General features: G+C 71.6%; 10 protein-coding genes and 1 rRNA gene. 5 read left to right on the plus strand and 6 right to left on the minus strand.

Annotation, left to right across the window (positions count from 1 at the left end):
* Positions 1–25: 25 nt before the first annotated feature.
* Positions 26–1,540: an MFS transporter gene (locus tag AC07BF_RS09020; RefSeq protein ID WP_363585897.1), complete on the minus strand. Its 1,515-nt coding sequence runs from the start codon at positions 1,538–1,540 to the stop codon at positions 26–28.
* Positions 1,541–1,627: 87 nt separating this feature from the next.
* Between AC07BF_RS09020 and AC07BF_RS09025 the strand changes: the two genes are divergently transcribed.
* Positions 1,628–2,059: a MarR family winged helix-turn-helix transcriptional regulator gene (locus AC07BF_RS09025; RefSeq protein WP_363585898.1), complete on the plus strand. Its 432-nt coding sequence runs from the start codon at positions 1,628–1,630 to the stop codon at positions 2,057–2,059.
* A 62-nt stretch (positions 2,060–2,121) separates the two neighbouring features.
* Here AC07BF_RS09025 and AC07BF_RS09030 read toward each other — a convergent pair whose 3' ends face one another.
* The 5 genes from AC07BF_RS09030 to AC07BF_RS09050 all read right to left on the minus strand — a co-directional run bounded on the left by AC07BF_RS09030 (position 2,122) and on the right by AC07BF_RS09050 (position 6,612).
* A complete protein-coding gene (locus tag AC07BF_RS09030; protein ID WP_363585899.1) occupies positions 2,122–3,069 on the minus strand; it encodes a M56 family metallopeptidase in 948 nt (315 codons plus the stop codon).
* Positions 3,070–3,209: 140 nt separating this feature from the next.
* Positions 3,210–3,776, minus strand: coding sequence for a DUF5134 domain-containing protein (locus AC07BF_RS09035; protein ID WP_478316517.1), 567 nt, complete (start codon positions 3,774–3,776; stop codon positions 3,210–3,212).
* 207 nt (positions 3,777–3,983) lie between these two features.
* Entirely contained in the window at positions 3,984–4,739 is a 756-nt protein-coding gene (locus tag AC07BF_RS09040) for an amino acid ABC transporter ATP-binding protein (protein WP_063350137.1), read from the minus strand.
* Positions 4,736–5,557 carry an amino acid ABC transporter permease gene (locus AC07BF_RS09045; RefSeq protein ID WP_350875703.1) on the minus strand — a complete coding sequence of 274 codons (822 nt, stop codon included), beginning with the start codon at positions 5,555–5,557 and terminating at the stop codon, positions 4,736–4,738. The genes AC07BF_RS09040 and AC07BF_RS09045 overlap by 4 nt, the downstream gene beginning before the upstream one ends.
* Positions 5,558–5,718: 161 nt before the next feature.
* The gene (locus tag AC07BF_RS09050; RefSeq protein WP_478316515.1) at positions 5,719–6,612 is read right to left on the minus strand and encodes an ABC transporter substrate-binding protein; all 894 of its coding nucleotides are present in this window, start codon (positions 6,610–6,612) and stop codon (positions 5,719–5,721) included.
* A gap of 523 nt (positions 6,613–7,135) precedes the next feature.
* Between AC07BF_RS09050 and AC07BF_RS09055 the strand changes: the two genes are divergently transcribed.
* The 4 genes from AC07BF_RS09055 to AC07BF_RS09070 form a co-directional block, all read left to right on the plus strand.
* On the plus strand, positions 7,136–8,536 hold the full coding sequence (locus AC07BF_RS09055) for a DUF6421 family protein (protein WP_478333120.1): 1,401 nt from the start codon (positions 7,136–7,138) through the stop codon (positions 8,534–8,536).
* Positions 8,533–9,291, plus strand: coding sequence for an SDR family NAD(P)-dependent oxidoreductase (locus tag AC07BF_RS09060; RefSeq protein ID WP_350875646.1), 759 nt, complete (start codon positions 8,533–8,535; stop codon positions 9,289–9,291). The genes AC07BF_RS09055 and AC07BF_RS09060 overlap by 4 nt, the downstream gene beginning before the upstream one ends.
* On the plus strand, positions 9,288–10,364 hold the full coding sequence (locus AC07BF_RS09065; protein WP_363585907.1) for a threonine aldolase family protein: 1,077 nt from the start codon (positions 9,288–9,290) through the stop codon (positions 10,362–10,364). Before AC07BF_RS09060 ends, AC07BF_RS09065 begins: the two co-directional genes overlap by 4 nt.
* A 442-nt stretch (positions 10,365–10,806) precedes the next feature.
* Positions 10,807–10,898, plus strand: a 16S ribosomal RNA gene (locus tag AC07BF_RS09070); the annotation flags it as partial.

The raw sequence follows: 10,898 nt of genomic DNA on the forward strand, positions 1-10,898 counted from the left end.
GCCGGCCCCGGGCGGCGGTCGACGGTCAGCGGTTGGTCAGGACTTCGGTCCGCGCCGTGCTCGACCCGACCGGGGGGTAATCGTAGTCCCGCACCGGCGCGGGAGCTGACGTCCGCCGCCGGTCGACCAGGGCGCCCACCGCGGCGATCAGCAGGCCGAACAGCGCGACCGCCGTGACGAACACCAGGGCCGGCCGGTAGCCGTCCAGCTGCGCCTGCGGGCTGTCGCCGCCGGCACTGCCGGCGGCGATCATCGCGGTCGCGCCGGCCAGGACCACCGCGGTGCCGACCTGGATCGCGGTGTTGACCAGGCCGGAGGCCAGACCCTGCTCCTCGTCGCCCACGCCGTCGGTGGCGGCGATGTTCACCGAGGGGAAGGCCAGCGCGAAGCCCACGCCGAGCAGCAGCATCGAGGGCAGGACCAGACCCAGGTACGAGCTGTGCTCGTCCAGCCGCAGGAACAGTGCGAACGCGCCGACCAGGGCCAGCAGGCCGATCGGCAGCAGCCTGCCGGTGCCGAAGCGGTCCACGATCGGGCCCATGAACGGTGCCGAGAGCGCGATGAACGCGCCGGCCGGCAGCAGCCCGAGGGCCATCTGCAGCGCCGACCAGCCCAGCAGGTGCTGCAGGTAGAGCGTGACGACGAACTGGAACCCGCCGTACGCGCCGGCCATGGCGAAGGCGATCACGTTGGCCCGGGCGACCGAGCCGTTGCGGAAGATGCCGAGTCGGACCAGCGGGTGGGCGGTGCGGCTCTCCACCAGCAGGAAGGCGGCGGCCAGTGCGGCGACCACGACCAGCGAGCCGACGGTGCGCAGGCTCAGCCAGCCGACGCCCTGCGCCTCGGTGACGGTGAACACCAGCAGCAGCACGGTCGCGGTGCCGGTGATCGCACCCAGCACGTCGTAGCCGCCCTTGGCGCGCTCCTCGGCGGGGCGGGGGAGCAGCCGGACCGCGAAGAGCAGGGCGAGCAGTGCGACCGGAACGGGCATCAGGAACGTCCAGCGCCAGCCGACCGAGGTGAGCAGCCCGCTGAGCACCAGGCCGAGCGAGAAGCCACTGGCGCCGCAGGTGGTGTAGATCGACAGCGCCCGGTTGCGGGCGGGGCCCTGGGCGAAGGTCGTGGTGATGATCGACAGGCCGGCGGGGGCGGTGAAGGCGGCGCTGACGCCCTTGAGGAAGCGGGCGGCGATCAGCAGCCCGCCGTCGTCGACCAGGCCGCCGAGCAGCGAGGCGGCGGCGAAGACGCCCAGGGCGACGAGGAAGACCCGGCGGCGGCCGAGCAGGTCGGCGGCGCGGCCGCCGAGCAGCAGCAGGCCGCCGTAGCCGAGCACGTAGCCGGAGACCACCCATTGCAGGGCGGAGGTGGAGAGGTGCAGCTCGGAGCCGATGGACGGGAGGGCGACGCCGACCATGGAGACGTCCAGGGCGTCCAGGAACATGGCGGCGCAGAGCACGATCAGGGTGCCCCAGAGGCGGGGTGTCCAGCTCAGCCCGCTGGTTGACGGGGCGTCGGGTGACGTGGCGGTCGCGGTGGTCATGGGGAGGACAGTACATGCACGTGCATTCAATGCAAATGAATAAGATGTGAACACATAATTTTACGGCGCACGTGCTAGGCTGGCACCGTGGCTGATCTCGACTCCCCGGCGGAGGCCGGTCTCGTCGCGCAATGGCGCGACCTGCTGGCCCGGCATGCCGCCACGGCCTGCATGCTCGATCGCGAGCTGGGTGACAAGTGCGGACTGGGCGTGAGCGAGTTCGAGGTGCTGGAGCGCCTGGTGGAGGGGTGCCAGGGCGGCGGTCATGCGCTGCGGGCGCAGGAGCTGGCCCACACCGTCCACCTCAGCCAGAGCGCGCTGTCCCGGGTGATCGCACGCTTGGAGAAGGGCGGGCTGGTCACCCGGGCGATGTGCGAGAGCGACCGGCGGGCCATCGTGATCACCCTGACCGGGACCGGTCGGGAGCGGTACGAGCAGGCCAGGCCGCTCCATCGCGAGGTGCTCGAACTGACCCTCGGCGCTCCGCTCGGGCCGCTGGGCGAGCCGCCGGCAAGCTGACCTGGTGTCAACTCGGTGGGCCGACGCCCGGATCGGACCTTTCCGAAGGGGTGCGGGCCTTCTCAGAGGAGCGAGGTCAGCCCCGGGGCGACGGCCAGCAGGACGGCCGCGGCAGGTGCGGCGAGGGCGACGACGGTGAGCCGCAGCCGGTGCGGGACGGACAGCCGAGGACGGCCCGCGAGCAGCCGGTCCACCCGCCGCGGGGACTGCGCCAGACCAGGCGGGCAGGAGCCGAACACCCCGCGGTCCAGGTTGAGTTCGGCCAGCGCGAGGGCGGTGGTGTGCCGGCCGTGCCGGCGCGCCGCCCGGTCGTCGGCCGCCAGCTCCACCAGCTCCTCCACCTGGGCCCGGAAGGCACTGAACACGCCGACCCCGGGGAAGCCGGAGGCGAGCGCCTGTGCGCACTGCTGGAGCCAGTGGTGCCGGGCCCGGACGTGCCCGCGCTCGTGGCTCAGGACGGCGGCCAACTCCCGGTCGGTCAGCTGTTGGAGGGCGCCGGTGGTGACCACCAGGCGGGAGTCCGGGCCGGGCAGCGACCACGCCTCCGGGCGGACGTTCTCCAGCACCACCAGCCGCTCCCGGCGACTGCGGGCGGACGCGATGGCCTCGGGCAACTCCGGAGCACGGACCGTGAGTTGAGCATGTCGGTGGTCGCGGATCGCCTTCGCGGAACGGACTTCGCGGGTGAGCGCCAGCACCGTCTGCAGGCCGCCCGCCGCCAGCACCGCGGCGCACAGTCGGCCCCAGCCCTCGGCGTCCTGGAGGCCGTACGCGGCCTCGACGCCGTGCGGGGCGCCCGAGAACACCAGGGCGCGCAGTTCGGGCAGCGCGGCGGAGGCGGCCAGCAGCAGGCCCAGGACGCAGCACAGCAGCACGGCCACCACCAGGCACTGCCACGCCAGCAGCGCCAGCACCGGTTCGCGCTCCGCCCAGCGGGCCCGGGCCAGCAGCCGGGGCGCGACGGTCGAGAGCAGCAGTCCGAGCAGCAGCAGGCCGATCAGGGCAGTCATCGCATGGGCTCCCCGAGTACGCACGGAACGCGACAACGCGCTCCCTGCCAACCTATGCGCTGATGACGTCCGGAGGAACGGCTTTCGACCGGCCAGTGACCAACGCCACGTCAGGGATGGGCTCTTGGATCGATCCGGGCTCACATGGTCAGGAGCATGGCGAACATGCCGATGCCCATCGTGAGCCGGCAGGCCCGGGGCAGGCCGGCGGTGCCGAGTGCCACGGTCCCGGAGGCCGTGTGCAGGAGCCGGGTGCCGGCCCACAGGGAGTAGCCGCCGAAGTAGAGCAGGAGGGAGCCGGTCAGCAGCGGCGTGCCGGCGTCGGCGGCGTGGTGGTGATGGCCGGGGGTGGCGGTCATCGCGAGCGCCATGTACGTCATGGCGAGCGCACCGATCGCGTGGTGCAGCCGGTGTGCCCGGCGGGCCGGGGCGCGTACGGCGGCGAGCAGGAAGGTGGTGGCGGGGAGACCGAACACCCAGGCCCAGACGGTGGCCGGGACGGCGCCGCCGGTCACGGCCATGGCGGCCATGCCGAGCCCCATCAGGGCCTCGGCGGCGTCGGACTCCCGGGCGAGCAGGCGGCGGGCGCCGAAGTGGTGAGTGGTGTCGGCGGCGCAGGGGGAGTGGCGCAGCCGGGTGAGACAGTAGGCGCCGGCGGTGGCGGTGAGGAGCGCGAGCAGCCAGCTGATCAGCGAGGGTCCGTGCAACGGCGGCCTCCCGGGGCGGAGAGGGCGGGCGGCCGGCGGCGGTGCGGTGCGGCCCGCCACACCGTCGCCCGCCGACCGCGGTCTGGACGGTCGTCCAGTCCACGATCACCGCTGTGGCCGGGGCGCGGGCAGGGCGCGCACCGGGGCGCACAGTGGTGCCCCCGGTGTGCGGCCACCGGGCACACGCTCCGCCGCCCCGGCCGGTGCTCAGCCCGCGAGCCGCCCCGAGGCGACGACCCGGCTGAGGAACCGTCGCGTCCGCTCCTCCCGCGGATCGCCGAACACCTGCTCCGGCGGCCCCTGTTCGAGCACCACCCCGTCGTCCAGGAAGCAGACCTGGTCGGCCACCTCGCGCGCGAACCCCATCTCGTGGGTGGACAGGACCATCGTCATGCCCTGCTCCTTGAGGTCGCGCACCACCGAGAGCACCTCCCCGACCAGGACCGGGTCGAGCGCCGCGGTGATCTCGTCGAGCAGCAGCAGCCGGGGCCCGGTGGCCAGCGCCCGCACGATGGCGACGCGCTGCTGCTGTCCTCCGGAGAGCCGGTCCGGGTACTCCTTCGCCTTGGCCGCCAGCCCCAGCCGGTCGAGCAGCCCCAGCGCCTCCGCCTCAGCCTCGGCCCGCCCCCGTCCGTGCACCCGGCGGGGGGCGAGCGTGATGTTCTCCAGCACGGTCAGGTGCGGGAACAGGTTGTAGGACTGGAACACCACGCCGATCCGGCGGCGGACGGCGTCCTGGTCCGCGCGCGGGTCGGTGATCTCCTCCCCGTCCAGGAAGACCGCCCCGTCGTCGATCCCCTCCAGCAGGTTGACGCACCGCATCAGCGTGGACTTGCCGGAGCCGGACGCCCCGATCAGTGCCGTCACCGAGTGTTCGGGCACCGCGAACCCCACGTCGCGCAGCACCACCTGGCCGCCGAAGGTCTTGCGCACGGACTCCAGTCGGAGCACGTCCCCGCTCACACCGCACCTCCCTGGAACTGCCGACGGTTCGTCCGTGCGGTCAGCCAGTCGGCGAACCGCGTCAGCGGAATGGTCAGCACGATGAACACCAGTCCCGCCACCAGGTACGGCGTGAAGTTGAACGACCGGGCCGCGATGATCTTGGCCGCGTACACCGCGTCGATCGCCCCGCCGATCGACACCAGCCCGGTGTCCTTCTGCAGGCTGACCAGGTTGTTCAGCAGCGGCGGCACCACCCGCCGCACGGCCTGCGGGAGCACCACGTACCGCATCGCCTGCGCGTTGGTGAGCCCGAGCGACCGGGCCGCGGCCCGCTGGCTGGGGTGCACCGACTCGATGCCGGAGCGGAACACCTCCGACACGTAGGCGGAGTACGTCAGCACCAGCGCCGCCCCGCCGAGCACCAGCGGATCGGTGGTCACCCCGCCGAGCCGCAGCGCCGGCACCCCGGTGATCATCACCAGCAGGCAGATGATCATCGGCAGCCCGAGGAAGAAGTCCACGTACGCGGTGGCCAGCAGCCGCACCGGCAGGAACACCGGCCCGCGCAGCGTCCGCAGCACCGCGAGCAGCAGGCCGAACACCAGGATCAGGGCGCCGCAGCCGAGCATCAGCTCCAGGTTGAGCCGCAGCCCCTTCAGTACCTCGGGCAGCGCCTGGCGGGCGTAGTCGGCGTTGAAGAAGGTCTTCCGAGTCACCTCCCAGCCGGGGGAGTTGACGACCAGCAGGTAGAGCGCGACCGCCGTCGCCAGGGTCGACCCGGCGGCCATCAGCGCCGACCGGCGGGCCCGGCCGCGCCGGTACGCCTCGTGCGCCAGCCGCCGTTCGGACGGACGGTAGCCGTCGTCGTCCCCCTTGCCCCCGCCGCCGTCGAGGCCCTCCCCGTCGAGGTCACCCCCTTCGAGCCCCTTCCCGGCGCGGCCCTTCCCGTCCCGGCCCTTGGCGACCGACGCCGGACCGGCCGCCACCGCGTCGCCGCTCACTTGAGCACCGGTGCCGAGACGGCGTCGGAGAGCCACTGCTTCTCCAGCCTCGCGAGCGTGCCGTCGGAGCGCAGCGCGTCCACCGCCTGCGACACGCAGCCGGTCAGCTTCGAGCCCTTGTCCAGCACCAGGCCGAACTGTTCGCCCTGCGTGGCCCCCGCGAACTGGCCGACCACCTGCGCCTCCGGCACCTCGGCGCCGGTGATGTAGAAGGCCGTCGGCAGATCCACCACGAGCGCCTCGACCTGGCCGTTCTTCAGCGCGGCCTTCGCGAGGTCGTTGGAGTCGAACACGGCCGGCTGGACGCTCGGCTTGATCGTGTCGGTGATGGTGTCGAGGCTGGTGGTGCCGACCTGTGCGCCCAGCTTGGCGCCCTTCAGGTCGGCGATGCTCTTCGCGCCCGCCGCCTTGGAGTTCTTCAGCGCGATCACGGCCTGGCGCACGTCGTAGTAGCCGGAGGAGAAGTCGACGGCCTGCTTGCGCTCGTCACTGATGGACACCTGGTTGACGTCGAAGTCGAAGTCCTTGGCCCCGGGCGAGGTGGCCTTGCCGAACGGCGCGACCACCCAGCTGACCTTCTCCTTGGGGTAGCCCAGCTTCTCCGCCACCGCGAAGGCCACGGCGGACTCGAACCCCTTGCCGTTCTCCGGCTTGTCCTCGGTGAACCACGGGTCGTACGCGGGCTTGTCGGTGCCGACGGTCAGCGTCCCCGCCGTCCGGGTCGCCAGCGCTCCCGGCGCGCAGCCCGCGGCGGTACCGGCCGCACCCGAGGAGCCCGAGGCGGCGGCCCCGTCTGACTTGGCGTCCTGCGGCGCGCACGCGGTCAGCGCGGCGGCCACGGCGAGCAGTGCGGCGAGGGGCAGTGCGGCGGACGGCTTGCGGATGGTCATGGCAGGGCTCCAGTGAGGAAGGGCCGGGCGGGACAGGGAGGAGGCAGGGGCCGGGGGGGGGGGGGGACAGGGGAGGCGACGGGCGGGCCGGGGCCGGCCGCGGGCCCGGCGGGTCACTTCCCCCCGGTGGCGGCGCCGGAACACACACGGCATGGTCGGCGTACGGGCCCGCGTCCGCGGCGCCCTCCGAGCCGGATCAGCGACAGCGGCGGCAGAGGCCGCGCACGCGACAGCAGGCGTGACAACAAGAGGGCGCCCGGAAAAGGCCGATGTGGCACTCGGTCACCGTGATCACCGCCGGGAGCATGGCGGGAGGTTCGCATTCCGACAGTGCGTCTGTCCAGAACATCCAGATCCCTGTCCACATGGCGGACGCCCGGCCGACGGGCCCGCGCCCCGTGGCCCCACCAGGGTCTCGGCGGAGCCACGCCGAAGCTTTGTCGGTCGCGACCCCCTTGAACAGGAGAACCTTTCGTACTTATGGTGTCTCCGTTGAAATAACTCCTGTCGAAGTGAGTCCCCGATGCAGAATCTTTCGCCAAGGCTCGCTGCGGCGGCCGACGCCCCGGTCTCGACCCTCGCCGGCCACCCGGCCTGGCTGCGCCTGAAGGAGGCCGTCGAGACGCTGCGCCCGCTGCAGTCCAAGGACGGTTCGATCGACCTGTCCGCCGTCCAGCGGCACACCGTCGACCCGCTGCTGGCCACTGTCCGCGGCGCCGTCGAGGAGCTCGCCCCGCTGTTCCCGCACGACGCCGCCTACCTGGCCGCCGTCGACGCGGACCTGGCCAAGTGGGCCGACACCGGCTACCGGGAGCCCGACTTCCTGGACTCGCTGCTCGCCTTCCACCCCGCCGACCAGCGCGAGGACGGCCTGGAGCACCTCGTCGTCTTCCCGATGTACACGCAGAACGGCAACCCGGACCGCAACCTGGAAGCCGTCCTGCTGAGCGTCGTGTGGCCCGACTGGCTGGCCGAGCTGGAGCGGACCCGCTTCGACAACCCGATGTTCGTGCCGATCACCTTCACCGACTTCACGGCCGGCTACGACACCAACTCCGCCGTCCTCTTCCCCGAGACGGTGGCCGTGCGCAAGGCGCCGGAACGTTTCACCTGGGGCGGCATCTTCTGCGACCGCGAGGCCGCCCGCTTCCGCGCCGTCACCACCAGCGCCGTCGAGCAGCTCGGCCTGGAGATCCCGGCCGACGCCGAGGGCCTGCTCAAGGACCAGGACCGCGCGCAGGAGACCTTCGTCCTGTGGGACCTCGTCCACGACCGCACCCACAGCCACGGCGACCTGCCGTTCGACCCCTTCATGATCAAGCAGCGCAGCCCGTTCTGGATGTACGGCCTGGAGGAGCTCCGCTGCGACCTCACCACCTTCAAGGAGGCGGTGAAACTGGAGGCCGAGGGCAACACGCACGCCCGCGACGTCCAGTACGCGATCCTCTTCGACCGCCTGTTCCGCTTCCCGGTCAGCGGCGACCGCGTCCGCAACTACGACGGCATGGGCGGCCAGTTGCTCTTCGCCTACCTGCACAAGCACGACGCGCTGCGCTGGCGCGACAACCGCCTCAGCATCGACTGGGACCGGGCCCCGCAGGTCACCAACGCGCTCTGCGCCGAGATCGAGACCCTCTACCGCGACGGCATCGACCGGCCCAAGCCGGCCCACTGGATCGCCGCCTACCAGCTGGTCTCCCGCTACCTCACCCCGCACCCCGCCTCCACCTGGGCGAAGGGCTCCGAGGCGCTGCCGCTCGACATCACCGATGGCAAGGCCCTCAACAAGGCGCTGTGCGACGCGGTGCTCCCGGACGAGTTCCCGCTGAGCATGTTCTACGAGGCCCTGTCCAAGAAGCTCGGCGGCGTCATCGCCGCCACCGCCGGCATCACCGGCACCGGTATCCAGGGAGCCGCCGCGTGACCACGACCACCAAGTCCCCGCTGACCGGCAAGGTCATCGCCGTCGCCGGAGCCAGCGGCCCGGCCGGCCAGGCGGTGCTGCGCCGCCTCACCGCCGACGGCGCCACCGTGATCGGTGCCGACATCGACGCCCAGCGCCTCGAATCCGCGCTGGACGCCACCCGCATCGCCGTGCGCGGGGCCAAGGTCAGCGGACAGGTGATCGACCTGCTCGACCCGCAGGAGGTCCACGACTGGGCCGACCACCTGGAGGCCGAGCACGGCCATGTCGACGGTCTGTTCCACCTGGTCGGCGGCTGGCGCGGCAGCAAGACCTTCTTCGACACCCGCCTGGACGACTGGGACTTCCTGCACGACACCGTCGTGCGCACCCTCCAGCACACCTCGCTGGCCTTCCAGCCCGCCCTGGTCCGCAGCTCCGCCGGCCGCTACGCGATGATCTCCGCCGCCGCCGCGCACAAGCCCACCGCCGGCGGCGCCGCCTACGCGGCCGCCAAGGCTGCCACCGAGGCCTGGACCCTCGCCATGGCGGACTCCTTCAAGAAGGAGACCACCGCCCCCGACGGCGAGCCCACCGCAGCGGCTGCGATCCTGGTCATCAAGGCGCTGGTCAGCCCCGAAATGCGGGCCGAGAAGCCGGAGGCGAAGTTCGCCGGCTTCACCGACACCGCCGACCTCGCCGGACACCTGGCGGGCCTCTGGGACCGCCCCGCAGCAGAACTGAACGGACAGCACCTGTGGCTGACAGCCCGATGACCGACCTCACCCGTACGGACGCGGTACGGCGGCACGACCCCGCCGTCCGCGGCTTCGCCAGCGACAACTACGCCGGCGTGCACCCGGAGATCCTCGCCGCGATAGCCCTCGCCAACGGCGGCCACCAGATCGCCTACGGCGAGGACGACTACACGGCCCACCTCCAGGACGTCTTCCGCCGCCACTTCGGCGACAAGGCCGAGGCCCACCCCGTCTTCAACGGCACCGGCGCCAACGTGGTCGCCCTCCAGGCGCTGCTCCCGCGCTGGGGTGCCGTGGTCGCCGCCGAATCCGCCCACATCAACGTGGACGAGGGCGGCGCCCCGGAGAAGATGGGCGGCATCAAGCTGCTCACCGTCCCCACCCCGGACGGCAAGCTCACCCCCGAGCTGCTCGACCAGCAGGCCTGGGGCTTCGGCGACGAGCACCGCGCGCAGCCGCTCGCGGTCTCCATCACCCAGAGCACCGAGCTCGGCACCCTCTACACCGCCGACGAGATCCGTGCGATCACCGAGCACGCCCACCAGCTCGGCATGCTCGTCCACGTCGACGGCTCCCGCCTGGCCAACGCCGCCGCAGCGCTCGGCCTGCCGCTGCGCGCCTTCACCACGGACGTGGGCGTCGACGTGCTGTCCTTCGGCGGTACGAAGAACGGCCTGCTGTTCGGCGAGGTCGTGGTGGTGCTCAACCCCGAGCGGGTGCGGAACATCAAGTTCCTGCGCAAGACCTCGATGCAGCTCGCCTCGAAGATGCGCTTCCTCTCCGTCCAGTTCGAGGCGCTGCTCTCCGGCGACCTCTATCTGCGCAATGCCGGGCACGCCAATGCGATGGCCAGCCGGCTGGAGGCGGCCGTTCGCGGGATCGACGGCGTCGAGATCGTGCGCCCGGTCCAGGCGAACGCGGTGTTCGCGATCCTCCCGCGCGAGGTGAGCGAGCGGCTTCAGAAGCACTACCGCTTCTACTTCTGGAACGAGCACACCGGCGAGGTGCGCTGGATGTGCTCGTACGACACCACGGAGGCCGACATCGACGGCTTCGTGGCGGCCATCGCCGAGGAGATGGGCCGCGTCTGACGGCGCCTGAACATCGGATCGCCCCTGCCCGGGACCCCGGGCGGGGGCGATTTGCATGTGGCGGTCCTGTCCCCGTACAGTTCCGGAGTCGCCGCGAGAGAGCGGGGGCAAGCGGAAAGCGAATTCCGATGAATGAAACTCCGGAAAACGGAGCGGAAAACATCTGATAAGCTTGAAACACGAAAGAACGAAGCGCCCGGAGGGCCCGCTGGAAGGCGGTCCGAAGGAAGTGTCCGTTCCTTGAGAACTCAACAGCGTGCCAAAAGTCAACGCCAGATATGTTGACATCCCCGGCCTCGATCGTTTGATCGGGGTTGGAGATTCCTTTTGAAGTAAAACACTAGCGAGGACGCAGTGCGCGGGACCGCCCTATTCCGGTGGTTGCCGTGCCGCTCAACGCGGGTGCCGCCCGACGCTTTTAATTAAGCACTGCGGGTAGACATTCACGGAGAGTTTGATCCTGGCTCAGGACGAACGCTGGCGGCGTGCTTAACACATGCAAGTCGAACGGTGAAGCCCTTCGGGGTGGATCAG

This window comes from Kitasatospora sp. NPDC043950 (assembly GCF_056435345.1).